The sequence below is a fragment of the Symbiobacterium ostreiconchae genome (assembly GCF_055396975.1).
The window spans coordinates 2,226,143-2,250,916 of record NZ_AP042454.1; the positions used below are offsets into that span (position 1 = coordinate 2,226,143).

Consider the following 24,774-nt stretch of genomic DNA (forward strand, 5'->3'; position numbering starts at 1 on the left):
GGGGCACCCGAAAGGGTGCCCCTTCTGCATAGGGCTGCCCGGCGCGGCACCGGCCGCACGGGGCCGGCGCGCTTCTCTGCACCGACGGGCGGGGAGAAAGCAGGGGATTGCCGCCCCGACGATGTACTACCCTAACAGGTACAGGCAAGGGGAGGAGGCCTGAGACGATGTTGAGCAGGGACCAGGTGTGGGCGCTGGCCCGGTCGGTCCACGATTACGGCATACAGGTGCGGCGGCACATCCACCGCCGCCCGGAGCTCTCGTTTGCGGAACACGACACGCACCGGTACCTGGCGGATGCGCTGCAGGACCTGGGCTACACGTTCCGGTCGCATCTCGGCGGGGGCACGGGGCTCCACGCGGTCCTGGAGGGCGCGCGGCCCGGTCCCGTCGTCGCCCTGCGGGCCGATATCGACGCCCTGCCGATCCAGGAGGAGACGGGCCTGCCCTTTGCGTCGGAGCGGCCCGGGGTCATGCACGCCTGCGGCCACGACGTCCACACCGCGATCCTGCTGGCGACCGCCAGGGCCCTGCGTTCGATCCAGGCGGACCTGGCCGGCACGGTGGTGTTCATCTTCCAGCCGGGGGAGGAGAAGAACCCCGGCGGCGCGTCGCTGATGATCCGCGACGGCGTGCTGGACCAGCCGAAGGTGGACGCCATCTTCGGCCTCCACGTCGACCCGTACCTGGAGGCCGGCCGTGTGGCCTTCGCACCGGGGCCGGTCATGGCGGCGCCGGACGAGCTGCGGGTGACGGTCACCGGCCGGGGCGGACACGGCGCCTGGCCCCACCTCACGGTGGACCCCGTCGTCACCGCTGCGCAGATCATCACGCTGCTGCAGCAGGTGGTCGCCCGCAACGTCGATCCGTTCCAGCCGGCGGTGCTCACCATCGGCATGATCGAGGGCGGCTCGGCCCACAACATCATCCCCGATGAGGTGCGCTTCGTGGGCACGGTGCGCACCATGGACGAGGCGCTGCGCCAGACGATGCCCGGGCGGATCGAGGCGGTGGTCCGGGGCGTGTGCGAGGCCGCGGGGGCCACGTACCGGATGGAGTACGAGCGGGGCTACCCCGTGCTGGTCAACCACCCGGAGGCCACCGAGACCGGCCGGCGGGCGGCGGTCGAGATCCTGGGGGAGGAGCAGGTCGGGGTCATGGAGCCCTCCATGGGCGGCGAGGACTTCGCCTACTACCTGCAGCGGGTCCCGGGCACGTTCGCCCGGCTCGGCGCCCGGTCGCCCGGTGACGCCGCGCCCCACGGCCTGCACACCTCCCGGCTGATGATCGACGAATCGTGCATTGCGGTGGGCGTCGCGTACTATATACAGGTCGTGCAGCGTTTCCTGGCCGAACGCGGATAGGGGGGCGGAACATGACGCAGCAGCATCGCTCGGCCTCGCTGCGTGAGCGGGCGGACCGTGAGCGGGAGTATATGGAACGAGCTGGCATCCGAACCCTGATCAACTGCCTCTCCGGCGGGGTCGACTCCTCTGCGGTGGCCGCGATCAGCAGCCAGGCGGCCCCGGAGGGGACGCTGGCCCTGATCCTGCCCTGCTCCACCGAGGAGGAGCTGAAGGGGGAGCGGGGGCAGGACGTGCGGGATGCCGGGCGGGTGGCGCAGCACCTGGGCATCCCGGCGGTGACGATCGATCTCAGCGGCCTCTGGCAGGAGGCGGTGGCGCTCTTCTCGGCGGCGGCCCGGGAGGCGGCGGACAAGGCGGGCATCCCGCTGGAGGAGGAGCGGCTGCAGTGGGCGATCCACAACATGAAGCCCACCCTGCGCATCATGGCGGCCGGCTTCTTCGCCGACACGTTCCGGGGCCTGATGATGGGCACCGGCAACGCCGTGGAGTACTTCCTCGGCTACTTCTCCATCCGTGGCGACGGCATGTCGGACCGGCAGCCGATCCGGGACTGCACCAAGGCGGAGGTGCGGGCGCTCGCAGCCGAGGCCGGGCTGCCGGGCGACCTGGTGCACCGGGTGCCCACCGCCGGGCTCTGGCCGGGGCAGACGGACGAGGGCGAGCTGGGGTTCAGCTATGACGACGCCGATCGCTTCCTCGTCTGGCTCGTGGACCGGCACCTCACGGCTCCCTGCCTGACCACGACGCTCACGGTGCGGGCGGACGCGGTGGAGGGGATTCTTGCGGACCCGGCCCTGCCGGTGGGGGCGGATGTTGCCCGCCGCATCATCGACCAGAACCGGCGGACGGCGTTCAAGCGCCGCCCCGGCGACCTGGAGGCGCTCCTGCAGATGCGGGGGTTGACGCCGCGCGAAGCCTGAGCCGGCGCGGCCAGGCTGGACCGGCGCCGGCGAACCGGGCTGCACGCGCGGAATGGCCGCGCCGACCACGGGAGCCGGCGCGTTGAACCTGCAGCTGCGGCGCGTTGAAGGAGGCGGATTTGTGCTCTGGTGGACGCGGAACCGGCGGAAGGCGCAGCAGCCGGCTGCGCCGCAGCGTCGGATTCTCATCCCGGAAAACATCTATCGCCGGATGGTCAATCACTGCTACGAAGAACGGCCGCTGGAGGCCTGCGGGTTGCTGGTGGGCGCGGCCGGCGTCGTCTCGGCCGGGTACGCGACCGACAACCAGGCGCGCAGCCCCGTCCTGTACCGGGTGGACGACTACCAGCTGCTGGCCGCGGCCGAGGAGGCCGAGCGGAAGGGCCAGGAGATCGTGGCCATCTACCATTCCCACGTGACCAGCGACCCGGTTCCCTCGCAGACCGACATCGCCCAGGCCACGTGGCCGGAGGCGTTCTACATCATCATCTCGCTGAAGGGGCGGCGGACCCGGGTGCGGGCCTGGCGCATCGTCGACGGACAGGTGTCGGAGCACCGCATCGTCGTCGTCCGCCACTACGACGGCGAGTGGTTCGACCTGCGGCAGGCCGTGCGCTCCGCAGGCGGGTGATCGGTCTCGCACGGGCAGGGGGGAGGGGACGGCGATGGCAGAGCGGCGGCTCATCATCGGGCGGCGGCTTCTTCAGCAGGTGCTCGAGCACTGCCTGGAAGAGAAGCCCCTGGAGGCTTGTGGGATTCTGGCCGGGCGGCAGGGGCTGGTCACCACCGTCTTCGCCACGGACAACGCCCGGCGGAGCACGATCTACTACGAGGTGGATCCGGAACAGCAGGAGGAGGCCCTGCGGCGGATCGCCGAGCGGGGCGAAGCGCTTCTGGGCATCTACCACTCCCACCCCCGGGCGCCGGCGGCCCCGTCGGCCAACGACATCGAGCAGGCCGTCCATTACCCCGACGCCATCCGGCTCATCGTCTCGCTGGACGGCCCGACGGATGTCGGGGCGTTCCTCATCCGCAACGGGCAGGCGGAGGAGGTGCCCATGCAGATCCTGGAAGGGCTGGACGGGGAGTTCTGCGATCTGCGCGGCTGGCGCGGCTGAGTTTTTGCGGTGAGGGTCGGCGCATGTCCGGCCCTTTTCTCGTGTCCGGGCGTTTCCCCGTCCCCGTCGGGAAGTGATCCGGCCCCTGCATCGTTACATAGGTGAAGACGGTCACGGGGGGTGATGACGTGGAGTCAGCGGGCGCCGCCGGAGGCCCGATCCGCGTCGGCAGCGAGTCCGGCCGCGGCGCGGCGGAGTACGGGAGCCGTGGCGCAGTGGAACACGGGAACCGCGGCGCGGCGGAATACGGGAGCCGTGGCGCAGCGGAGTACGGGAACCGTGGCGCAGCGGAACACTGGAGCTGCGGCGTGGCGGAACCCGGGAACCGCGGCTCGGCGGAGTACGGGAGCCGTGGCGCAGCGGAACACTGGAGCTGCGGCGCGGCGGAACCCGGGAACCGCGGCTCGGCGGAATACCGGAGCCGTGGCGCAGCGGAACACTGGAGCCGCGGCGCGGCGGAACCCGGGAACCGCGGCTCGACGGAATACCGGAGCCGTGGCGCAGCGGAACACTGGAGCTGCGGCGCGGCGGAACCCGGGAACCGCGGCTCGGCGGAATACGGGAGCCGTGACGCAGCGGGACACTGGAGCTGCGGCCGCGTGCGCGACGACCGGGCGACCGCCGGGACGCAGGCAGCGGCCACACGGGACGGAGCCGTCGAGGAGTGGATCCGGCTGCACGGCGCCGCCGTCCTGCGCCTGGCCTACGCGAGCCTGATGAACCGGGCGCAGGCGGAGGACGTGTTCCAGGAGGTGTTCATCCGGGCGTACCGGCACGCGGACCGGCTGCAGGATCCCGAACGGGTGCGGCCCTGGCTCCTGCAGGTCACGATGAACGCCTGCCGTGACCTCAGGCGCTCCTGGTGGTGGCGGCGCACCCGGGACGGGTCCGTGCTGGACGGTCTGGCGGCCGGTGGGGATTCCGAGGCGGATCCCGCCGCCTCGGCCGTCACGGCCGACGTGCGCCAGGCGCTGGCCAGGGCCGTGCGCTCGCTGCCGGACGGCTTCCGCGAGACGGTCGTGCTTCATTACTTCGAAGGGTTGGATGCACCCGAGATCGCCCGCATCACCGGGGTGCGGGTGGGCACGGTGCACAGCCGGCTGCACCGGGCCCGGCAGATCCTTCGTCAGCAGCTGGAAGAATGGGGGGTAGAGCCGTGAGCGGGACGAAGTGGTCGGATTCCCAGGTTGACCAGCACCTGCGTTCCCTGACATTTGCGGATGTCCTGCCTGAGGCGCCTGAGGTCACGCCCGAGTTGGTGGGGCGCACCAGGGCCGCACGGGCGCGGCGCCGCACCGATGTATGGTGGAAGGGGGCCGTCGCCGCCGCCGTGGTCCTCGCCCTGCTGCTCGCGGGCGGCAATCGGTCCCTCGTGGCGGGCATGATCGAGATGGTCCTCGGCATTCCCATCCGGACCATGACCCAGGAGGAGTACGCACAGCGGTCGATCATGGACGATATGGCCGAGGCGCCTCTGTCTGCGCTCCTCCCGGAGGAAGAGCCGGTGCAGGATGCCACCTTCCCGGTCCGCAACCCGTCCTGGCTTCCCGATGGGTTTGCGCTGAAGAGCGGTCCGTCGGGCGCCTACATGTGGGTGTACGTCGAGGGGGAGGGGTGGAGCCAGCCGCAGAACCCCGAGGACTTCTACGTCACCCAAACCTACGAGTCGGCTGAGGGCCGGCGCATCTACCTGCGTCAGTCACTCCTGGGGGACGTGCCGAACGTCTCATGGCCTCCTGGCACCGAGCGGATCGAGGTGGCCGGGCACCAGGCGTTCCTCAGGGAGGACGTCCAGCCCGTCCACGTAGATCCGCCGGAGGGGGTCACCTCCGAGGACGATTGGGCGCCGGAGAGCCTGAGCGTGCTGCACCTCTGGGTGTCCGAGCCCGACGGCCGGATCACCGAGGTCATGCTGTCCGGCGACGTGAGCGGGGAGATTCTGGTCCAGGTCGCGGCGTCGCTGTTCGAATAGGGCAACCGGACGTGGTCGAGTGCCCCGCGGCCCTGGCCTCACTCGAGGCCAGGGCTTAGTCGTGCTTCGCGGGCGTCGCAGGCGGCTGCCCGGGAGTGGGAAGGTCAGGTTTTCGACTTGGGCGGGCGGGTCGAAGTGAAAAAGTGGACGCTCCCAGCGCGGCGGGAGCATCAGCAGCGCCCCGGGGGACCGCGGAGATTGTGAGCAGGCTCGGTGCAAACGAAGTGCCTGAGGCCGCCTCGGATCCCAGTTGAGGCGCAACGCCTGCCGCTGGGAGCGGGAAGGTCAGGTTTTCGACTTGGGCGGGCGGGTCGAAGTGAAAAAGTGGACGCTCCCAGCGCGGCGGGAGCATCAGCAGCGCCCCGGGGGACCGCGGAGATTGTGAGCAGGCTCGGTGCAAACGAAGTGCCTGAGGCCGCCTCGGATCCCAGTTGAGGCGCAACGCCTGCCGCTGGGAGCGGGAAGGTCAGGTTTTCGACTTGGGCGGGCGGGTCGAAGTGAAAAAGTGGACGCTCCCAGCGCGGCGGGAGCATCAGCAGCGCCCCGGGGGACCGCTGCGTTTGCGAGCAGGCTCGGTGCAGACGGAGTGCTTGAGCTCGCCCCGGACCCCAGTTGAGGCGCAACGCCTGGCGCTGGGAGCGGGAAGGTCAAGTTTTCGACTTGGGCGGGCGGGTCGAAGTGAAAAAGTGGACGCTCCCAGCATGGCGGGAGCATCGGCGGCGCCGCGGGGGACCGCGGAGTTGCGAGCAGGCTCGGTGCAAACGAAGTGCCTGAGGCCGCCCCGGACCCCAGTTGAGGCGCAACGCCTGGCGCTGGGAGCGGGAAGGTCAAGTTTTCGACTTGGGCGGACTGGTCGAAGTGAAAAAGCGGACCTTCCGCGCCACGACACGGGTTGAACCTGGGAATAAAAGGAAAACTGGTCGGTAGCGTCGAATTCTCCAGAACATGCGGTTGAGGTTGGTTCATGTTCCTGACAGGTTGTGGGCGGATCGCACGCTACCCGAAGGCTCCAAGATCCTGTGGTGCTTTTTCTCAGCACTGATCCACGTCCGGACCGTATTTGCGCTAAGCGAAATCTGTCGTGCAGTCGGCATTAGTCTGCCAAGTCTCCATCACTACCTGGATATCTTGCAGGGCGCCGGGTGGCTTATGTTTGAACGCTTGTCTCTCCGGAAGATTCGCGTTGCGATACAGATCCCCGAAGACAAACACTACCTGATTTTGCCATCCGATATCCTTTTCGATCTGCGTCTTCCGCGCGGTGCCTGCTGGACCTGGGGTACGATCTTCCGTCTGGGCGGCAGAGTTACGTACCAAGACCTGAACCAGGCGACAGGGTACGGCGTGAAGAAGCTGCACAGGCACATGCGGGCGCTCGTCGCCTACCGTTGGCTGGCGGGTGGACCCGAACGGAAGGCCAATCAGACGATATACGTCTTCCGCGGTGCCAACCCGCACGCTGTGCGCAGAGCGGCGGAACTGCGGGAACTGGAGCGCGGCCTGAGACTGGCCAGGGAAACGCCCGGTTACTCGGGAGGACAGTTCATCTTCGCCCAGCTGGTCCGGGCCATGTGCCCCGGCGTTCGCGTGATCGAGAATGCTGAGTTGACGGGGCTGGTCAACATGGAGACCGGTGGTCGGATGCACTGTGACCTGCTGTTTCCCGACTACAACTTGGCAGTCGAGTTCCACGGGCACCAGCACGCTGGGCCGACGGAACGGTATCCAGATGTCGAAGAGTTTCAGGCGCTTCGCAAACGTGACCTGCTCAAGCGAGGGCTGTGTCAGGAAATGGGCCTGGAGCTTGTTGTGGCTTGGCCTGAAGACCTGAGCCGTGATGGCATACGTCGGCTTCTCGGTCACCGGTTGCCGTTCAGCGACGACCTGGAGGAGCGGTGGCACGTGATCGAGTTCCTGGACCGCAGGGCCGCGCAGTACCGGCGGGCAGCGGGGAATGGGCGGTTCGGGAACTGACCCCGGCTTCCGTCGAGGCCGGGGTCTGCGCTTTTCCGGCCCGGCGAGGTGAGTTCGACACCCCGCTGGACCGTTGAGTCAGACGAGTCTGGGCTGCCAGCTCCTGGCCGGGGGTGGGAAGGTCACGTTTTCGACTTCGGCGTGAGGACGGATGTGAAAAAGTGGACGTTCCGGGCGCAGGACAGGGACGGGGAGCTGTGGAGGTACGTGAGTCAAGCGCCGCCGGTGCCGTGGAGCAGTACAGCGAAAGCGCCGCTGGGGCCGTGGACAGGCGATGGGGCGAGTACAGTGCTCGGAAAACGGCGTTTCTGAGCCCCCGGGTACCTCAGTTGAACGAGTCTGGGCTGCCAGCTCCTGGCCGGGAGTGGGAAGGTCAGGTTTTCGACTTCGGCGTGAGGACGGATGTGAAAAAGTGGACGTTTCGGGCGCAGGACAGGGACGGGGAGCTGTGGAGGTACGTGAGTCAAGCGCCGCCGGTGCCGTGGAGCAGTACAGCGAAAGCGCCGCTGGGGCCGTGGACAGGCGACGGGGCGAGTACAGTGCTCGGAAAACGGCGTTTCTGAGCCCCCGGGTACCTCAGTTGAACGAGTCTGGGCTGCAAGCTCCTGGCCGGGAGTGGGAAGGTCAGGTTTTCGACTTCGGCGTGAGGACGGATGTGAAAAAGTGGACGTTCCGGGCGCAGGACAGGGACGGGGAGCTGTGGAGGTACGTGAGTCAAGCGCCGCAGGCGCCGTGGAGCAGTGCAGTGACAGCGCCGCCGGCGCCGTGGAGCAGTGCAGTGACAGCGCCGCCGGCGTTGTGGAGGAGTGCAGCGAAAGCGCCGCCGGTGTCGAGACACAAACCCCGTGCGCTTCCCACGCGCACGGGGTTTCGCTCGTGCAGCACGCCCGTTCCAGCTCTCCCCGCCTCCTGTCCCGCCTACTCCCCGGGCTCATGCGACGGCGGCTGCGGGTTGACGATGAGCCGGTCGACCACCTCGGCCACGGCCGCCTCGTCCGGCACCCAGACCCAGCCCCTGCGGTGGCCGGGGTCGTCCCAGCCCGGGAGCGTCTCCATCTGCGTCCGGTCGAGGTCCACCCGCAGTGCGGCGACGGCGAGGGTGAGGGCGGTCCGGACGTCGATGTCCGTATCGACGTACTCGAGTCCGGTGCGCACCACCGCGGGCAGTCGGGTCAGCGACTGCGTCTGCTTCGCCTTCCGGGCCAGGGCCAGCAGGAACTGCTTGGTCCGCTCCGTGCGGCCGATGTCGCCGGTGGCGCCCCGGTACCGGACGAACTCCAGGGCCCGCTGCCCGTCCAGGTGCTGCGGCTCATCAGACGCCTCGAAGTGGATGTAGAGCGGCGGGTCGGCGTACGGGTCCTCGTAGTGCATGTCCTGGTCGATCATCAGTTCCACGCCGCCCAGCAGGTCCACCACCTGCTGGAACCCCTCGAAGTCCACCCGCACGTAGTAGTCGATGTCGACGCCGAGCAGCCGCTCCACGGCGTCTACGGTAACCTCGGGCCCCTGCTCCCCGCCGTAGGCGTGGGCGTGCGCCAGCTTGTCGGGCGTCACGCACCAGTCGCCCACGCGCTCGCAGTCGATGTCCACCAGGGTGTCCCGGGGCAGCGAGAGCAAGTTCAACAGCCCCTTCCCGGGGTTCAGGTGGGCGAGGACCACCACGTCGGTGCGGGTCTTGCCCTCGTCCAGCCCCAGCAGCAGCACGTTCACCGGTTCCGTGCCGAACCAGGCCTTCGCCGCCCAGGTTCCGGCGAGCAGCAGGACGACAGCGACGGCGAGGGAGAGTGTGCGGCGGCGTCTGGTTGCCATGATCCGGTCCCCTTTCTGGATGACGTGATTCTGCGGGAATGCGGTGGTTGATGCAGGGCCCGACGACTTCCTGAGAATAGCACGCTTCCTGGCTGCGGTTCAACGGGAATTCCAACCGTGGGCAGGACAAGCCCGTTCGAACCCCGAACAGAACAACGGTAAGCGTAGTCACGACCGAGGTGGTGGGCCCTTGCGGATTCTCGGCATCGACCCCGGCACGGCACGGATGGGTTACGGCATCGTGGAGGACGCGGGCGCGGGACGGGAGCGGGCGGTGACCTACGGCTGCCTGGAGACCCCTGCCGACATGCGGCCCGAACTACGGCTGCAGTCGCTCTACAGGGGGCTCGTCGCGCTGCTGGCGCAGCACAGGCCGGACGCCCTGGCCGTGGAGGAGCTCTTTTTCGGGCGCAACGTGACGACGGCCATCCACGTCGGACAGGCCCGGGGCATCGTGCTGCTGGCGGCGGCCGACAGCGGCGTGCCGGTCCGGGAGTTCACGCCCATGCAGGTGAAGATGGCCGTCGCCGGATACGGCCGGGCCGACAAGACGCAGGTCCAGCGCATGGTGCGGGCTCTGCTGGGCCTGCCCGAAATCCCCAAACCTGATGACGTCGCCGACGCCCTCGCGGTCGCGCTGGCTGCGCTGCACAGCGAAAGTCTCACCGCCCGGTTGGGAGGTCAGTCGTAGCATGATCGCACACCTGCGCGGCGAGCTGGTCGCCGCCGGCGCCGACTGGGTCATCATCGACGTCGCCGGGGTGGGCTACCGCTGCCTCGTTCCTGGCTCCACCCGCGCACGCCTGCCGGCCCAGGGCGCGGCGGTGCAGCTCCACACCTTCCTGCAGGTGCGGGAGGACGCCCTGACGCTGTACGGCTTTCTGACCCAGGCCGAATATGACCTGTTTGACCTGCTCCTGCGGGTGGACGGCATCGGGCCGAAGGTGGCCCTGGCGGTGCTTTCCACCATGGATCCCGAGTCGTTCCGGCGGGCGGTGGCCTTTGAGGACATCACCGCCCTCTGTCGTGTGCCCGGTATCGGCAAGAAGACCGCGCAGCGGATGGTCCTGGAGCTGAGGGACAAGATTGGGACGCTGCCCGCGGCGCCCGGGATGCCCGGCGACCTGCCCGGCGCCCAGCCGGTGCCGGCCGGCGACGTCTGGGGCGAGGCCGCAGAGGCGCTCTGCGCCCTGGGCTACAGCCGCAGCGAGGCGGCGGCGGCGCTTTCCCGGGCGCGGGCCGAGGCGGGCGAGTCGCCGACGGTGGAGACCCTCGTCCGGCTCGGGCTGAAGCAACTCTACCGGGGGTAATGCGGCATGAGTGACGAACGGTTCGTCTCCGGTCACCGCAGGCCGGAGGACGTGCGGATCGAGGAAACCCTCCGCCCGCAGCGCCTGGCGGACTACCCCGGGCAGGAGCGGGTGAAGGAGGAGCTTTCCATTTATATCGCGGCTGCCAGACAGCGGGGCGAGCCCCTGGACCACGTGCTGCTGTACGGGCCGCCGGGCCTGGGCAAGACCACCCTTGCCCACATTATTGCCCATGAGATGGGCGTCAACCTGCGCATCACCTCGGGGCCGGCCATCTCGCACCAGGGCGATCTGGCGGCGATCCTGACCCAGCTCTCCGAGGGGGATGTGCTCTTCGTCGACGAGATCCACCGGCTCAACCGGCTGGTGGAGGAGACGCTCTACCCGGCCATGGAGGACTTCGCCCTCGACATCATCCTGGGCAAGGGGCCGGCGGCACGCACCCTGCGGCTGGACCTGCCCCGCTTCACCCTGATCGGCGCCACCACCCGCTACGGCGCCCTCACCTCGCCGCTCCGGGACCGCTTCGGCGTGGTTCTGCAGCTGCAGTTCTACAGCGAGGAAGAGCTGACGCAGATTCTGATGCGGGCGGCCCGCATCCTGGGCGTCCGGCTCGACCCCTCCGGCGCGCGGGAGATCGCCCGCCGCTCCCGGGGCACGCCCCGGGTCGCAAACCGGCTGCTGAAGCGGCTCCGGGACTACGCCCAGGTGAAGGCCGACGGCGTGATCACCCGGGAGGTGGCCGACGCCGGACTGCGCATGATGGGCGTCGACGCCATGGGGCTCGACACCGTGGACCACAAGGTGCTGCTCGCGATCATCCACAACTACGGCGGCGGTCCGGTGGGGCTGGACACCATCGCCGCGGCCACCAGCGAGGAGCCCGAGACCATCGAGGACGTCTACGAGCCGTACCTCATGCAGATCGGCTTCCTGCAGCGCACCCCGCGGGGGCGCGTGGTGACCCGTGCCGCGTACGAGTACCTGAACATCCCCTACACCGCCCACCCTGACGAGAGCGAGGGGCCCATCCAGCCCCGGCTGTTCTGAGCGCGGTCCCGCCGGCCGGTCCCCCGCCGTTTCCATCCCGAATTGCGCCGGTTGCCCCCAGAAATCGTGCGGCCGCGTGCGAACCACTCTGAAGAGACGAGAGGTGAAGGAGTTGCTGCTGACCTTTCTGCTGAGCCTCTCGGACGGCACGGGCCAGCGGGACCCCTCTCCCGCAGAGCGGCTGCTGGGGCCGGCCAGGGCCGGCGACAAGGCCGCACGCGACGAGCTGATACGCGCCTACACACCGCTCGTTCTGCGGGTGGGCAGCCAGGTCTCAGGCCGGTACCTGAGGGTTGGGCGGGATGAGGAAGTCTCCGTCGGCCTGATCGCCCTCAACGAGGCCATCGACAAGTTCGATCCGACCAGGGGCTGTGCGTTTATCCCCTTCGCGGAGATGGTGATCCGGCGGCGCCTCGTTGATTACTACCGACGCAACGCGGGCCGGGCAGAGGTGCGCTCAGCGAGTTCACAACCGAAGATGATGCCGGAAACCCCCTGCATGGGCTGGAGATGCAGGAGGCTATTGCCGCGCACCAGCGCCAGCTCGAAGCCGAGGAGCGGCGGCACGAGATCGCCCGGTACGCCCGGCGGCTGGCGGAGTTCGGCATCCGCTTCAGCGACCTGGTGGAGGTCTCCCCCAAGCACGGCGACGCCAGGGAGCGGGCGATCGCCATCGCCCGCCTGGTGGCCGAGGACCCGGCGCTCGCGGGGCACCTGCTGAACCGGCGGGAGCTGCCGCTGAAGCAGCTGGAGCGGCGGGTGGACGTCAGCCGCAAGACGCTGGAGCGGCAGCGCAAGTACATCATCGCCGTCGCACTCCTCCTCCTGGAGGATTTCATCTACCTGCGCGGCTACATCGCGGTCTAGGTGCACGAGGAGGCATCGCAGATGCAGAAGGGCATTCTGCTGGAGGTCGAGGGGAGGACCGGGATTGTGCTCACCCCTGCGGGTGAGTTCCGGCGCGTTCCCCTGCCGGCCGGAGATCCGGTGGTCGGCGATGAGATCCCCGTGTCCGAGACCGAGGCCGGGTTGTCGCCCGGGATTCGGCGGCGGGCCTGGGGATGGGTCGCGGCCGCTGCCGCGGTGCTCCTGGCGGTTCTCTCGCCCGTGGGCTACTGGCAGTGGAGCCTGGGTCAGCCCGCGGCCCTGGTGATGATCGACATCAACCCGAGCCTCCAGCTCACTGTGAACGGGCGCCGGCAGGTGATGGACGCCGAAGGCCTGAACGCGGACGGCCAGGCCGTGCTCGAACAGGTGGAGTGGCAGCGGAGGCCGGTCGAGCAGGTGACCCGGGCCATCGCTGCACAGGCCATACAGCTGGGGAAGCTGAATCCGGCCGCCGATGACAGCGCCGTGGTGGTCGCCGTGGCGCCGCTGGCCGGGAAGTCGGTACCCGCCCGGCTGACGCAGGCGATCGTCGCGCAGTCGCGCACCGCCCTGCAGACGGCCGTCGTCCAGGGGGCAGAGAGCCAGGGTGCGGCGCCCCTGGCGGGCGTTGCCGTGATGGAGGCGACCCCCGACGAGGTGGAGGAAGCCCGACGGCAGGATCTGACCGTGCCCAGGCTCATCCTCCTGGAGGAGCTGCAGGCCGAGCATCCGGAGGTGACGGCGGACGCGATCCGCCAGGTGCCCCCGGGGCAGTTCCTCAAGTCCCTGGGCATCCACCCCGGAGAGGTGCTCAGCCGCGCCGAGCAGCGGCGGACCCAGACGGGGAAGGCCCTTCCCGCGGCCGCGGATCCCGGCGGTGACGGCAAGGATGACGGTGGCCGGAAGGGACCGGGGAACGCCAACAGCCCGGGCAAGGGGAATCCCGGCAACGGCAGCCCCGGACGCGGCGGCGACGACCGCGGCCAGGACGGCCGCAGCCAGCCGAACCGGGGGAACCCGGGCAAGGGCAGCCCGGGCGGGAGCAGTCCGGGCAAGGGCAACGCCGAGGGAAACAGCTCCGGTCGGGGCAGCGCCGGGGCGAGCAGCTCCGGCAAGGACAACACCGGCCTGAGCTTGTGGAATGCGCTCTGGAACAGCCTGTGGCGCGGCGCCGGCGACGATGACGACGTCCGGCGCAAGGACGACCGGAGCCAGCCGGGGCCGGCGACCCCGGGGAATCCCGGCAGGAGTACCCCCGGCAAGGGCGATTCCGGGGCGGGCAACCCCGGTAAGAACGCCCCCGGCGCCAACACGCCCGGGAAGAACCCCCCCGGTGTGAGCACCCCCGGTAAGGGCAACCCCGGGCGCGGTCCTGGAGAGGATGATCGGCACAAGGACGACCGGAGCCAGCCGGGGCCGGCGACCCCGAGGAATCCTGGCAAGAGCTCCCCCGGCAAGGGCGACTCCGGCGCGAGCAACCCGGGCAAGAACACTCCGGGCGCGAACACGCCCGGCAAGAACCCCCCTGGGGTGAGCACCCCCGGCAAGGGCAATCCCGGCCGCGGCGCTGACCAGGACGACCGACGCAAGGACGACCGGAACCAGCCGGGCCCGGCGACCCCGGGGAATCCCGGCAAGAACACGCCAGGCAAGGGCGATTCCGGCGCGAGCACCCCCGGCAAGAACCCTCCCGGTGCGGGAACCCCCGGCAAGGGCAATCCCGGCCGCGGCGCTGACGAGGACGACCGACGCAAAGACGACCGCAGCCAGCCGGGGCCGGGGAACACGGCGAACCCCGGCAAGAACACCCCCGGCAAGGGCGACTCCGGTGCGAGCACCCCGGGCAGGAACACCCCCGCTGCGGCCGATCCCCGCAAGGGCAACTCCGACCGGAGCGACCCCGGGAAGGGGAACGCACCCGGCGCGCCGGGCCGGTCGACGCAGGGGGACCAGGAGCGCTCCCGGCCGGGCGACCGGGATCACCCCTGGCAGGGAAGCCAGAGCAGTCCGAACTGGGTTTTCGGATGGTGGTGGTAGGGGACCGGAACAGCCGGTCCCCTTTCTCCGTGGCCCGGGAAGGAGAACAACTTTGCCGGAGCGAACGATTGAGTTATAGATTTTCCCAACCTGACGTAAAGGCGGTGTCCTCCGTGCGAACGCTCTCCTCCGTGGCTGCGGCGCTGCTCAGCCTGCTCCTGGTCCTGGTGGTCCCGGGACCCCTGCCCGGGGTCGGGCCCTCCGTTGCCCGGGCCGAGGCGGCTGAAGCCGAGGTGCCGCCGGCGCCGTCGGATACGCCGGTGCGGGTCGGGCTGGCGTGGGAGCAGACCCAGGCCGAGGTCAGCAGCACCGGCGGCCTCTGGATCGTCGCCGACGGTGTGGTGCACGGGGAGATGCCCGCCGGTGCGCCCGTGCGCGCGTACCTGCGGGACGGCGGCGTGTTCCTGGAGACCCTGCAGGCGTGGTTTGCCGGCCCCGTCCGTCTGGTGCCGCATCCTTCCGGGTATATTAGCTTTCAGGGACGGGCATATCGCGGCGAGATCCAGCTCCTGGTCGCGGCGGGCAAGCTTTCCGTGGTAAACGTCGTCAACCTGGAGGACTACCTGCTCTCCGTTGTGCCGACGGAGATGGACCACCGGTGGCCGATGGAGGCCCTAAAGGCCCAGGCCGTGGCCGCCCGCTCCTACACGGTGGCCAACCTGGGGCGGTGGGAAGCGTTCGGCTTTGACCTGAGCAACACCACCAGCGACCAGGTGTACAACGGCATCGCGCAGGAGCGGCCCAGCACGACCGCCGCCGTCCTGGAGACGGCCGGCCAGGTGATCACCTACGGGGGACGCGTGGTGCCCGGCTACTACCACTCCTCGTCCGGAGGCCACACAGAGAACAACGAGGACATCTGGACCGGCGGATCCCCCCAGGGCTACCTGCGGGGCGTGCCCGACTACGATTCCCTGCCCGAGAACAAGTACACCGCCTGGACCAGCACGTTCACCCCGGAGGAGTTCAGTGAGCGGCTGGAGAAGGCCGGTTTCGGCGTCGGCCGCGTGACGGCGGTGCGCCCCGGCAGAGCGGCAGCCAGCGGGCGGCCCGCGACGTGGGAAGTGGTCGGTACCGAAGGGACGGCCACCCTCACCATGCAGCAGATGCGGAACGCCCTCGGCCTGTTCGCGCCCCCGACCGAGATCGTGCTGTCGGGGCCGGACGGCCCTGCGCCCGGTGCGGAACCGGCGCCGGGGACCGAACCCGGGGATGAGCCCGGACCCGGCAAGGATCTCGAACCCCGGCCTGAACCCGAACCCCGGCCTGAACCCGAACCCGGGCCGGATCCGCAGGCTGCCCGGGTGGCTGTGTTGGGCGCCGACGGCGCCGTCCAGACCCGGGAGCTCGCCGGCAGCTACGCGCTGGACGCCGGGGGTGTGGTCCGCCCCGTGGAGAGCCTCGCCGTGGTCGCCTCCGCGGACGACTGGATGGTCGTCGGCGTGGTGACCCGGCCCGGCACGACGCCCCCGTCCCGGGGCGACAGCCGCCCCCGGGAGCCCGAGCCTGCGCCGGTTCCGGACACGATCGTCGTCACCGGCAGCGGCCATGGCCATGGCGTCGGCATGTCCCAGTGGGGCGCGCACGGCATGGCGCTGCAGGGGAAGAGCTACATCGAGATCCTGACCCATTACTACACTGGCACGAAGGTGGAGACCCGCTGAGGTGCGACTTTCGGACTTCGACTACGACCTGCCCAGAGAGCTGATCGCCCAGAAGCCGGTGGAGCCGCGCGACGCCTCCCGGCTGATGGTGGTAGACCGAAGGAGCGGTGCCATTGCGCACCGCTGCTTCCGCGACCTGCCCGAGTACCTGCGGCCCGGCGATGCCCTGGTGATCAACGAGACCCGCGTGATGCCCGCCCGGCTCCTCGGCAGCCGGGAGCGGACCGGCGGTGCGATGGAGGTGCTGCTGCTGAAGCGCCTCGGCAAGGACCGGTGGGAGACGCTGGTGAAGCCGGGGAAGAAGGCCCGCCCCGGCGAGCGCATCGTCTTCGGCGACGGCCTGCTGGTGGCGACCGTGGTGGGTCCCACCGATTTCGGCGGGCGGGTGCTCGACTTCAGCTACGAGGGCGTGTTCGAGAACCTGCTGGACCGCCTGGGCCAGATGCCCCTGCCGCCGTACATCCACGAGCAGCTGGACGAGCCGGAGCGGTACCAGACGGTCTACGCCCGGGAGTGGGGATCTGCCGCCGCCCCGACGGCCGGCCTGCACTTCACGCCGGAGCTGCTCGACCGGCTGACCGGCCAGGGCGTGGAGGTGCACCGGATCGTCCTGCACGTGGGCCTCGGCACCTTCCGCCCCGTGGAGGTGGAGGACCCCACCCAGCACAGGATGCACAGCGAGTTCTACCACGTCTCGCCTGAGGCGGCCGCGGGCATCAACGCGGTACGGGCGCGGGGCGGGCGGGTGGTGGCCGTGGGCACGACCTCGGTACGCACCCTCGAGACCGCGGCCGACGACAGTGGCACGGTCCACCCCGGCCAGGGCTGGACGGACATCTTCATCTATCCCGGCTACCGCTTCAAGGTGGTGGACAGCCTGATCACCAACTTCCACCTGCCCAAGTCGACCCTCCTCATGCTGGTGTCCGCGCTGGCCGGCCACGACCTGATCATGACCGCCTACCGGGAGGCCGTGGCCCGGCGCTACCGCTTCTTCAGCTTCGGGGACGCCATGTTGATTCTGTGACGGCCCGAACGGGCAGGGGCCGGGGGCTGTGCGACCATAGCGGAGGATATCCGGGGGGAGGCATCAACTTGGCTGTTCGCTTCGAGGTACTGCAGCGTGATCCGGCCTCGGCCGCGCGCCTGGGGCGCCTGCACACGCGCCGCGGGGTGATCGAGACGCCCGTGTTCATGCCGGTCGGCACCCAGGCCACCGTCAAGACCCTGAACCCGGAGGAGGTCTGGGACCTGGGGGCGCGGATCATCCTCAGCAATACCTACCATCTGTATCTGCGGCCGGGCCACGACCTGGTCCGTGAGGCGGGCGGGCTGCACCGGTTCATGAACTGGAAGGGCGCCGTCCTCACCGACTCGGGGGGCTTCCAGGTGTTTTCGCTCGCCGACCTGCGCAAGATCACCGAGGAGGGCGTGCAGTTCCGCTCCCACATCGACGGCAGCACACACTTCCTCAGCCCGGAGAAGGCCATCGAGATCGAGAACGCGCTGGGCGCAGACATCATCATGGCCTTCGACGAGTGCACGCCCTGGCCGTGCGAGTACGATTACGCGAAGCGCTCACTGGAGCGCACCACCCGCTGGGCGGCCCGCTGCAAGGCCGCCCACGCCCGGCCCGAGGAGCAGGCGCTCTTCGGCATCGTGCAGGGCTCGACCTTCGCGGACCTGCGCCGGCAGTCGGCCGAGGAGATCGTCCAGCTGGACTTTCCCGGCTACGGCATCGGCGGCCTGTCGGTGGGCGAACCCAAGGAGCTGATGCACGAGATGCTGGAGGTCCAGGTGCCGCTGCTGCCGGCCGACCGGCCCCGCTACCTGATGGGGGTCGGCTCGCCGGAGGACCTGGTGGAGGGCGTGTGGCGCGGCGTCGACATGTTCGACTGCGTGCTGCCCACCCGCATCGCCCGGCATGGGACGGTCTTCCTGCCCGAGGGCAAGATGACCGTGCGCAACGCCGAGTTCGCCCGTGACTTCCTGCCGATCCAGGAGGGCTGCGACTGCTACGCCTGCCGGAACTACAGCCGGGCGTACATCCGCCACCTGCTCAAGGCCGACGAGATGCTGGGGCTGCGGCTCTGCTCCATCCACAACCTGCGCTTCCTCGTGCGGCTGATGGAGGAGATCCGTGCCGCCCTGGCTGCAGGCACGTTTGCCCAGTACCGCAAGGCGTTCCTGGACCGCTGGCACGCCGGCGAGGCGGACCGCCGCACGCGCATCCGGGCGTCGGTCGGGGGCGCCGGCAGCCCCGCCGGCCCGTCTGAGCCTGCCGTGCCGGAGAACCGCTGAGTGCAAGGGGGAGTCGACAATGGCCATTCAGTACCGCGCCGCGACCCGTGAGGATCTGAACGCACTCCTGCCCCTGGTGGAGGCCTTCGCCCGGGAGCAGCAGGCCCAGATGAGGCTGCACGAGCTGGCCGACGGATTCATGCAGTTTGCCAAGACGGGGCTGGCCCAGGCGATCGAGCACCCCGCAGCGGTGGTCATGCTCGCCGAGGACGAGGGCCGGGAGGGCCCCGTGGGCTACTGCGTCGGTTCCCTGCAGGAGCCGCCCGCCCTGTTCCGGCCAGAGCTGTACACGTACATCTCCGACCTGTACGTCGTGCCCGAGTACCGGCGCCAGGGCATCGGCACCGGGCTGGTGGAGCGGGTGCGGGGCTGGGGCTACCTCAAGGGGGCGTTTGCCGTGTCGATGATCGCCCCCATGGGCAGCGCCGCCGTGGGGGTGGGGGAGCGGGTCGGCATGCGTCCGATCCAGGTGCTCATGTACGCCCCCGGCCAGCGCTAGGGTTCCGTCGTCCTGCAAAAAGTCCGGAAGTCGCCAATCTGACAAATGTACAGGCACCCGTCGGACGTGGTATAGTGAACCCATGAGAGAGCGAGGAGGAAATTGCCTTGGAATTTCTTGTGCAGTGGGGTCCCCTGATCCTGATTTTCGTGCTCATGTACTTCATGATGATCCGCCCGCAGCAGCAGCAGCAGCGGAAGCGGCAGGAGATGCTGAACTCGCTGAAGGTGGGCGATGAGATCGTGACCATCGGCGGCCTGCACGGCGTCATTCAGGCCCTTGATGAGTCCAACAACACGATCAGGGTGAAGGTCGCCTCCAATGTCGAGCTGACCTTCAACCGCAGCGCGGTCGGCACCGTCCGCCGCGACAGCTGACCGAACCGGAGACGCACCGACCACCCGGCTGTCGACAAAGCCGGGTGGTCGCGCGTTAATATGACAGGCAGTTCTAGATAGAGACAAATTTCTGTTGACTTGGCTCAGAGGCATACGGTAGAATGGGTGATGAAATCGACCGAAATAAGCACTGAATGAGAAATGGGTATGTCGGATTTCTGTCGCAATAAAGGTCGGGAGAACTGGCGCGAACGGGAGGAGCGCCCATGAGCCTGGAGTTGCGGGAGCAGGCGCTGGACGCGGTCTCCCCGGACCTTGTGGCCGAACGCCTCCAGCCGCTGCTGAGTCCGCGGGAGCTGGAAGTCGCGCAGCTGGCGCTTGCCGGGCTGCCGACGGCCGAAGTGGCCCGACGGCTTTTCGTCACGGTCAACACGGTAAAGACCCACATACGGCACATCCTGCGCAAGACCGGCACGGACTCCCGTGCCGAGCTGATCCGCAGGCTGCGCATGGAGGAGGAGCTCGCGGCGGACGCGCGCGACCCGGTGACCGGGCTGCTGCCCCGGCGGGCCTACCGGATGCGTGCGCTGGATCTCATGCGCAGGTACTGCGGCCAGGGAGTCGCCCTGATCTGGCTTGAGGCGGAGGGCCGGCAGCTCCTGCCGGTCGCGGAGCGGGTGGCCGCGGACCTGGCTGTGGCGGAGGCGCTGGCGGGGGCGATGCGGTCGCCGGATCTGGCCTTCCGCTGGTCCGAGAACCAGTTCGTCGGGCTGCTGCCCGCAGCGGGCCTGGATGCCGCGCGGGCGGTCGCCCTCCGTGTCGGCCTGAGCCTGGGTCAGTGGGCCAGCGTGAGCGGCAGCGACGTGCTCTTCTCGCTGGGCTGTTCCAGCTCGACCGAGGGGCTCACCTCACCCGAGGCCCTGGTAGAGGCGGCGATGCGCCGCTGTTGCGTACGGCTGAAAGACACCGCATGACGAACCGGGCACAGTTTGAGCCGGGCGCCGGATCAGAGCGCCCGGCTCGTCACGTCTTCACCCGAGCAGGTATAGAGGGTGCGCCGGCCCTCTTTGACCGTCTCCAGGTGGACCGGCCGCCTCCAGATGTGGTGCACGTGGCGGAGCGCGTGCGCCAGGTGCGTCACGTCCAGTTCCACCCCGTCGTAGCCGTGCCGCAGGTAGAGCTCACCCTGCTGCCGGTAGTTGTCGTCCTCGGCGAAGATGTAGGGCAGGCCGCAGTTGTCCAGCTGGCGCAGCAGCACATCCCGCACCGCCGTCCATTCGGTGGCGGTCACCTGCCACTGGCCGCCCTGCTGGGCGTAGACGTGGAGGTTCAGCTCTGCGCACAGCTCCGCCGTCAGGTAATTGCGCACCAGGGAGACGTCGGTCTCGGCCGAGCGCACCTCGAACAGCCGATCCCGGCCGTAGCGGGCCTCGATGGACTCCAGCAGCCGGTAGCCCAGCCGGTAGGGGTTGAGCTGGTGCGGATGCGGCGCCACCACGGCCGCGTGCAGGCGCGCGAACTCCAGCGTCTGGGCGGGGGAGAGGTCCATCTCCCGCAGGATGCGCACGTGCCAGAAGGTGGCCCAGCCTTCGTTCAGGATCTTGGTCTCCATCTGCGGCCGGAAGTAGAGCGCCTCCTCCCGCAGGCTGGCGAGGATGTCCCGCTGCCAGTCCGCGAGGTCCGGGGCGTTCTCCAGCAGGAAGCGCGGCAGGTCGCGGCCGGGCTCGGGCTGCCGGCCGGGGAAGGGATCGATCTGCTCCGCGACGGCCAGGGCCGCGTCCAGGAAGCGCTCCACGGTATGACGGCCGTAACGGGCCTCGTACCGGCGCACCCGCTCCGCGAAGGCGCTCATGGCGTGCAGCATCTTACGGTTCGTGCCCTGAAAGCGCCAGTTGTGCTTGAAGAAGTCCGCGTGGGCCAGCACGTGGGCGGCCACCAGCGTGTTCTCCAGGAGGCTGTTGGACTCCAGCAGGAAGGCGTGGCAGGGATCCGAGTTGATCACCAGCTCGTAGATCTTGGCCAGCCCCAGGCGCGCCTGGCTTTTCAGCAGGTAGTACGCCTTGCCGAAGGACCAGTGGGAGAAGCGGGTAGGCATGCCGTAGGCGCCGAAGGTGTAGAGCACGTCCGCCGGGCAGAGCTCGTAGCGCATCGCGAAGAAGTCCAGCCCCGCCTCCCGCGCCCGGCCGACCACCTCCTCGATCACCCGGGCCAGCCGGTCCAGATCGCCGCCCATGCTACCCGGCCCCCCTCTGGCGGTCGGCCGCGGGCGGGAAGAACGCCCGCAGGGCCGCGTAGATCTCGGACCGGTCGTGGATCTGCGCCGTGACGAAGCGCGGGTGGTCGATCTCCTGTTGAAACAGCGTGAGCAGCGTGTTGGGCTGGTAGTAAGGCGCGGCCGCGTACTGCGGCTGCGTCTCGATCTGCCCGTAGCCGACCAGGGCGCAGCGCTGGAGCAGCTGCCGCATCAGCGCCACGGCCCGGGGGTTGTCCGAGAGCAGGTTGTCGCCGTCGGAGAAGTGGAAGGCGTAGAGGTTGTGCCGGTCGGGCGGGTACTGCCGGTCGATGAGCCGCAGGGCGTACTCGTAGGCGGAGGAGCAGCGGGTGCCGCCCGACTCGCCCTTGGTGAAGAAGGCCTCCTCGTCCATCTCCTTCGCCTCGGTGGTGTGGGCGACGAAGTGCAGCTTCACCTGGGCGTAGCGGGTGCGCAGGAAGCGGACCATCCAGAAGCACAGACTGCGGGCGATGTACTTCTCGCCGCTGCCCATGGAGCCCGAAGTGTCCATCATCACGATCATGACGGCGTTGGCCTGCGGGGTCTCCGCGTCGTCCCAGGTCCGGAAGCGCAGGTCTTCCCGGCGGATCCCCGCCAGCGGGGGCCGGCCGGCCAACCGGTTGCGCTTGATCGCTTCCAGCAAGGTGCGCCGCCTGTCGATGTTGGCGTAGATGCCCTGGCGGCGCACGTCCCGCCACTCGTGGTGCAGCGCCGTGAGCTGCGGTTCCTGCCTGGGCTCCAGGTGCGGGAGGGAGAGGTCCGCAAACAGGATCTCTTCCAGCTCCTCCACCGACAGGTCGGTCTCAAACCAGTCCTCGCCGGGCGCGTCCCCCGGCCCGCCGGCGCCGGCTGCCTCCGCCGCCCTGCCGCCCGGCCCGGCCGGCTGCCCCGCGCGCACCGGGCCGTCCCCCTCGCCCACCCGGCTCTGCCGCTGCCAGTCCAGCCGGAACCGGTACTCCTTCAGGACCTTGATCGGCAGGCGCACCACCTTGCGGCCGTCGCCGGCGATGATCGCCTCGTCGCTCACGATCTCCGCCAGGTTGGCCCGGATGGCCTCGCGGATGCGCGCCTGGTGGCGCGCCTGGTCCATCTCCCCCTGCCGGTGCAGGGACCAGTCCTCCCGGGAGATCAGAAAGGGTGTCTCAGCCATGGTCACGCCTCCTCTGCCGTGATGCCTGGCCCGGTCCGGTTCACTACCGGCTCAGCAGGGAGCCGACGTAGCGGAGGAGCTCACCCGCGCAGGACGGGCAGTAGCCGTGCTCCCGCACGAGCCGCTCCGCCACCTCGTTCATCCGGCGGGCCTGCTCCGCGTCCGGCGACACGACCGACGTGGTGATCCGCACGACGTCCTTCAGGTCGGCAAACAGCTTCTTCTCAATCGCCTCCCGCAGCCGGTCGTGGGATGTGTAGTCGAAGGTCATCCCCCGGCGGGCGTAGGTGGAGAGCCGGATCATGATCTCCTCCCGGAAGGCCTTCTTGGCATTCTCCGATACGCCGATCTGCTCCTCGATGGACCGCATCAGCGGCTCGTCGGGCTCCCGCAGTTCGTCGGTGAGCGGATCCCGGATCTTCTGGTTGGAACAGAACGCCTCCACGTTGTCCAGGTAGTTGGCCAGCAGGCTGCGGGCGGAATCCTCGTAGGCGTGGATGAAGGCCTTCTGCACCTCGCGCCGGGCGATCTCGTCGTACTCCTGCCGGGCGAGGGCGATGAGGGAGAGGAGCCGCTCCCGCTCCTGGGCGGTGATGGAGGGGTGCTGGTCCAGCCCGTCCTTCAGGGAGCGGAGGACGTCCAGCGCGGTGATGCAGGCTTTGTCGCTGTTCTCGCCCTTGCGGATGATCGCGGAGGAGATGCGGTTGATGACGTAGCGCGGATCCACGCCGCTCATGCCCTCGACGCCATCGAACTCCCGCTGCAGCTCGGCCGCGTCTGCCGGCGTGTACCCCTCCACGTGGGCGCCGTCGTAGAGCTTCAGTTTAGTCATGAGGTCGATCCCGGCCCGCTGGGACTCCTTGAGGCGGCTCAGCACCGAGAAGACGGCCGCGGCGTACAGGGCGTGGGGGGCGATGTGCACGTGGCCCGTGTCGGCCTCCCGGACCAGTTTTTCGTAGATGCGCACCTCGTCGGAGACCCTGAGGTTGTAGGGGACGGGGATGACGATGATGCGGCTCTGCAGCGCCTCGTTTTTCTTGTTGGCGATGAAGGCCCGGTACTCGGTCTCGTTGGTGTGGGCGACGATCAGCTCATCTGCGGAGATGAGGGCGAAGCGGCCGGCCTTGAAGTTCCCCTCCTGGCTGAGGCTGAGCAGGTGCCAGAGGAACTTCTCATCCAGCTTCAGCATCTCCTGAAACTCCATGATGCCGCGGTTGGCCTTGTTCAGTTCGCCGTCAAACCGGTAGGCGCGGGGATCGGACTCCGATCCGTACTCGCCGATGGTGGAGAAGTCGATGGAGCCCGTCAGGTCGGCGATGTCCTGCGACTTGGGGTCCGAAGGGCTGAAGGTGCCGATGCCCACCCGGTCGGCCTCCGAGAGGAAGACCCGTACCACGGGCACCGCCTCGATCCGCCCGCCGTACTGCTCGCGCACCATCAGCCGGCAGTGGGGGCAGAGGTCGCCCTCGATGACGACGCCCAGCTCCCGCTCCAGCATCGGCCGCAGCTCCCGGGGCACCAGGTGGAGCGGCTCCTCGTGCATCGGACAGCCGCGGATGGCATACAGCGCACCTTCCTCCGTACGGCTGTATGCCTCCAGCCCCCGCTTCAGCATGGCGACGAGGGTGGACTTGCCGCCGCTGACCGGCCCCATGAGGAGCAGGATCCGCTTGCGCACATCCAGCCGGCGGGCCGCGGGGTGCAGGTATTCCTCCACCAGCCGCTCCAGGGCGCGGTCGAGGCCGAAGAGCTCCTGGTCGAAGAAGCGGTAGCGCCGCACGCCGTTCACTTCCTCGACCCCGTGGGAGACGATCATGTTGTACACCCGGGCGTGGGCGTGCTGCGCGACCCGGGGGTTCCTGGCCACGATCTCCAGGTACTCGGCGAAGGTCCCTTCCCAGCGCAGGGACTCTTCCCTGGCGCGGTAGGCCTCAAGCTGCTGCAGCAGCGTGTGCATCTGCTCCACCTCCTGGCTATGAGTTATACCCACAGACACAATCGTCGAAACATAGCGCGGAATACGCCTGATGCGACCACTACGTGAACATTTCATTTGTCACATACGTATAGGCAGGTAGAAACAAGAAGAGGCCGGCCCCGGGACAGCGATCCGGGCCGGGCCTCCG

The 24,774-nt window shown here is 69.1% G+C and carries 22 protein-coding genes and 1 pseudogene; 19 read left to right on the plus strand and 4 right to left on the minus strand.

Going from position 1 to position 24,774, the window contains the following annotated elements; all coding sequences use genetic code 11:
- Positions 1 to 167 precede the first annotated feature (167 nt).
- The 7 genes from ACZ5UM_RS10790 (at position 168) to ACZ5UM_RS10820 (ending at position 7,351) form a co-directional block, all read left to right on the plus strand.
- Entirely contained in the window at positions 168 to 1,364 is a 1,197-nt protein-coding gene (locus ACZ5UM_RS10790) for a M20 metallopeptidase family protein (protein WP_464844082.1), read from the plus strand.
- 11 nt (positions 1,365 to 1,375) lie between these two features.
- Positions 1,376 to 2,287: an NAD(+) synthase gene (gene nadE / locus ACZ5UM_RS10795; protein ID WP_464844084.1), complete on the plus strand. Its 912-nt coding sequence runs from the start codon at positions 1,376 to 1,378 to the stop codon at positions 2,285 to 2,287.
- 121 nt (positions 2,288 to 2,408) lie between these two features.
- Positions 2,409 to 2,918: a M67 family metallopeptidase gene (locus ACZ5UM_RS10800; protein WP_464844086.1), complete on the plus strand. Its 510-nt coding sequence runs from the start codon at positions 2,409 to 2,411 to the stop codon at positions 2,916 to 2,918.
- A 34-nt stretch (positions 2,919 to 2,952) separates the two neighbouring features.
- Positions 2,953 to 3,405 carry a M67 family metallopeptidase gene (locus ACZ5UM_RS10805; protein WP_464844088.1) on the plus strand — a complete coding sequence of 151 codons (453 nt, stop codon included), beginning with the start codon at positions 2,953 to 2,955 and terminating at the stop codon, positions 3,403 to 3,405.
- A 599-nt stretch (positions 3,406 to 4,004) separates the two neighbouring features.
- Complete coding sequence (locus ACZ5UM_RS10810) at positions 4,005 to 4,565, plus strand: RNA polymerase sigma factor (protein ID WP_464844090.1); 561 nt, start codon at positions 4,005 to 4,007, stop codon at positions 4,563 to 4,565.
- A complete protein-coding gene (locus ACZ5UM_RS10815; protein WP_464844092.1) occupies positions 4,562 to 5,377 on the plus strand; it encodes a hypothetical protein in 816 nt (271 codons plus the stop codon). Before ACZ5UM_RS10810 ends, ACZ5UM_RS10815 begins: the two co-directional genes overlap by 4 nt.
- Positions 5,378 to 6,526: 1,149 nt before the next feature.
- Positions 6,527 to 7,351 (plus strand): hypothetical protein, encoded by an 825-nt coding sequence (locus ACZ5UM_RS10820; RefSeq protein ID WP_464844094.1) that lies wholly within the window; start codon positions 6,527 to 6,529, stop codon positions 7,349 to 7,351.
- 918 nt (positions 7,352 to 8,269) lie between these two features.
- Here ACZ5UM_RS10820 and ACZ5UM_RS10825 read toward each other — a convergent pair.
- Positions 8,270 to 9,160, minus strand: coding sequence for an LCP family protein (locus tag ACZ5UM_RS10825; RefSeq protein WP_464844096.1), 891 nt, complete (start codon positions 9,158 to 9,160; stop codon positions 8,270 to 8,272).
- A gap of 190 nt (positions 9,161 to 9,350) precedes the next feature.
- Between ACZ5UM_RS10825 and ruvC the strand changes: the two genes are divergently transcribed.
- The 12 genes and pseudogenes from ruvC to ACZ5UM_RS10885 all read left to right on the plus strand — a co-directional run bounded on the left by ruvC (position 9,351) and on the right by ACZ5UM_RS10885 (position 20,200).
- Positions 9,351 to 9,851, plus strand: coding sequence for a crossover junction endodeoxyribonuclease RuvC (gene ruvC, locus ACZ5UM_RS10830; protein WP_464844098.1), 501 nt, complete (start codon positions 9,351 to 9,353; stop codon positions 9,849 to 9,851).
- Between the two features lies 1 nt (position 9,852).
- On the plus strand, positions 9,853 to 10,470 hold the full coding sequence (ruvA, locus tag ACZ5UM_RS10835) for a Holliday junction branch migration protein RuvA (protein ID WP_464844100.1): 618 nt from the start codon (positions 9,853 to 9,855) through the stop codon (positions 10,468 to 10,470).
- A 6-nt stretch (positions 10,471 to 10,476) separates the two neighbouring features.
- Positions 10,477 to 11,520 carry a Holliday junction branch migration DNA helicase RuvB gene (ruvB, locus tag ACZ5UM_RS10840; RefSeq protein WP_464844102.1) on the plus strand — a complete coding sequence of 348 codons (1,044 nt, stop codon included), beginning with the start codon at positions 10,477 to 10,479 and terminating at the stop codon, positions 11,518 to 11,520.
- Between the two features lie 259 nt (positions 11,521 to 11,779).
- A pseudogene (locus tag ACZ5UM_RS10845) lies at positions 11,780 to 11,914 on the plus strand (RNA polymerase sigma factor SigI); the annotation flags it as partial.
- A 116-nt stretch (positions 11,915 to 12,030) separates the two neighbouring features.
- The gene (locus ACZ5UM_RS10850) at positions 12,031 to 12,387 is read left to right on the plus strand and encodes a hypothetical protein (RefSeq protein WP_464848416.1); all 357 of its coding nucleotides are present in this window, start codon (positions 12,031 to 12,033) and stop codon (positions 12,385 to 12,387) included.
- Between the two features lie 21 nt (positions 12,388 to 12,408).
- Positions 12,409 to 14,424, plus strand: coding sequence for an anti-sigma factor domain-containing protein (locus ACZ5UM_RS10855; protein WP_464844104.1), 2,016 nt, complete (start codon positions 12,409 to 12,411; stop codon positions 14,422 to 14,424).
- A gap of 113 nt (positions 14,425 to 14,537) precedes the next feature.
- On the plus strand, positions 14,538 to 16,088 hold the full coding sequence (locus ACZ5UM_RS10860; RefSeq protein WP_464844106.1) for a SpoIID/LytB domain-containing protein: 1,551 nt from the start codon (positions 14,538 to 14,540) through the stop codon (positions 16,086 to 16,088).
- A 1-nt stretch (position 16,089) separates the two neighbouring features.
- Positions 16,090 to 17,115 carry a tRNA preQ1(34) S-adenosylmethionine ribosyltransferase-isomerase QueA gene (queA, locus tag ACZ5UM_RS10865; protein WP_464844108.1) on the plus strand — a complete coding sequence of 342 codons (1,026 nt, stop codon included), beginning with the start codon at positions 16,090 to 16,092 and terminating at the stop codon, positions 17,113 to 17,115.
- Between the two features lie 68 nt (positions 17,116 to 17,183).
- On the plus strand, positions 17,184 to 18,389 hold the full coding sequence (gene tgt / locus ACZ5UM_RS10870) for a tRNA guanosine(34) transglycosylase Tgt (RefSeq protein WP_464844110.1): 1,206 nt from the start codon (positions 17,184 to 17,186) through the stop codon (positions 18,387 to 18,389).
- Positions 18,390 to 18,408: 19 nt separating this feature from the next.
- Complete coding sequence (locus ACZ5UM_RS10875; RefSeq protein ID WP_464844111.1) at positions 18,409 to 18,888, plus strand: GNAT family N-acetyltransferase; 480 nt, start codon at positions 18,409 to 18,411, stop codon at positions 18,886 to 18,888.
- A gap of 107 nt (positions 18,889 to 18,995) precedes the next feature.
- On the plus strand, positions 18,996 to 19,265 hold the full coding sequence (yajC, locus tag ACZ5UM_RS10880; protein ID WP_464844113.1) for a preprotein translocase subunit YajC: 270 nt from the start codon (positions 18,996 to 18,998) through the stop codon (positions 19,263 to 19,265).
- A 227-nt stretch (positions 19,266 to 19,492) separates the two neighbouring features.
- Positions 19,493 to 20,200: a LuxR C-terminal-related transcriptional regulator gene (locus ACZ5UM_RS10885; RefSeq protein WP_464844115.1), complete on the plus strand. Its 708-nt coding sequence runs from the start codon at positions 19,493 to 19,495 to the stop codon at positions 20,198 to 20,200.
- Between the two features lie 32 nt (positions 20,201 to 20,232).
- Here ACZ5UM_RS10885 and ACZ5UM_RS10890 read toward each other — a convergent pair whose 3' ends face one another.
- From ACZ5UM_RS10890 to ACZ5UM_RS10900, 3 genes are read right to left on the minus strand one after another with little or no spacing between them, the layout of a single operon-like run.
- The gene (locus ACZ5UM_RS10890; protein ID WP_464844116.1) at positions 20,233 to 21,459 is read right to left on the minus strand and encodes a SpoVR family protein; all 1,227 of its coding nucleotides are present in this window, start codon (positions 21,457 to 21,459) and stop codon (positions 20,233 to 20,235) included.
- Between the two features lies 1 nt (position 21,460).
- On the minus strand, positions 21,461 to 22,648 hold the full coding sequence (gene yhbH / locus ACZ5UM_RS10895) for a sporulation protein YhbH (protein WP_464844118.1): 1,188 nt from the start codon (positions 22,646 to 22,648) through the stop codon (positions 21,461 to 21,463).
- A 43-nt stretch (positions 22,649 to 22,691) separates the two neighbouring features.
- Entirely contained in the window at positions 22,692 to 24,605 is a 1,914-nt protein-coding gene (locus tag ACZ5UM_RS10900; RefSeq protein WP_464844119.1) for a PrkA family serine protein kinase, read from the minus strand.
- Between the last annotated feature and the right edge of the window lie 169 nt (positions 24,606 to 24,774).

What these genes read in the sequence shown, in the direction of transcription:
- ACZ5UM_RS10855 (WP_464844104.1), top strand. Translation starts at nt 12,409, where the DNA reads ATGCAGAAGGGCATTCTGCTGGAGGTCGAGGGGAGGACCGGGATTGTG.
- ACZ5UM_RS10820 (WP_464844094.1), top strand. Translation starts at nt 6,527, where the DNA reads ATGTTTGAACGCTTGTCTCTCCGGAAGATTCGCGTTGCGATACAGATC.
- ACZ5UM_RS10890 (WP_464844116.1), bottom strand. Translation starts at nt 21,459, where the DNA reads ATGGGCGGCGATCTGGACCGGCTGGCCCGGGTGATCGAGGAGGTGGTC.
- ruvB (WP_464844102.1), top strand. Translation starts at nt 10,477, where the DNA reads ATGAGTGACGAACGGTTCGTCTCCGGTCACCGCAGGCCGGAGGACGTG.
- ACZ5UM_RS10850 (WP_464848416.1), top strand. Translation starts at nt 12,031, where the DNA reads ATGCAGGAGGCTATTGCCGCGCACCAGCGCCAGCTCGAAGCCGAGGAG.
- ACZ5UM_RS10805 (WP_464844088.1), top strand. Translation starts at nt 2,953, where the DNA reads ATGGCAGAGCGGCGGCTCATCATCGGGCGGCGGCTTCTTCAGCAGGTG.
- ACZ5UM_RS10885 (WP_464844115.1), top strand. Translation starts at nt 19,493, where the DNA reads ATGAGCCTGGAGTTGCGGGAGCAGGCGCTGGACGCGGTCTCCCCGGAC.
- nadE (WP_464844084.1), top strand. Translation starts at nt 1,376, where the DNA reads ATGACGCAGCAGCATCGCTCGGCCTCGCTGCGTGAGCGGGCGGACCGT.
- ACZ5UM_RS10875 (WP_464844111.1), top strand. Translation starts at nt 18,409, where the DNA reads ATGGCCATTCAGTACCGCGCCGCGACCCGTGAGGATCTGAACGCACTC.
- ACZ5UM_RS10900 (WP_464844119.1), bottom strand. Translation starts at nt 24,605, where the DNA reads ATGCACACGCTGCTGCAGCAGCTTGAGGCCTACCGCGCCAGGGAAGAG.
- ACZ5UM_RS10790 (WP_464844082.1), top strand. Translation starts at nt 168, where the DNA reads ATGTTGAGCAGGGACCAGGTGTGGGCGCTGGCCCGGTCGGTCCACGAT.
- ACZ5UM_RS10825 (WP_464844096.1), bottom strand. Translation starts at nt 9,160, where the DNA reads ATGGCAACCAGACGCCGCCGCACACTCTCCCTCGCCGTCGCTGTCGTC.
- yhbH (WP_464844118.1), bottom strand. Translation starts at nt 22,648, where the DNA reads ATGGCTGAGACACCCTTTCTGATCTCCCGGGAGGACTGGTCCCTGCAC.
- ruvA (WP_464844100.1), top strand. Translation starts at nt 9,853, where the DNA reads ATGATCGCACACCTGCGCGGCGAGCTGGTCGCCGCCGGCGCCGACTGG.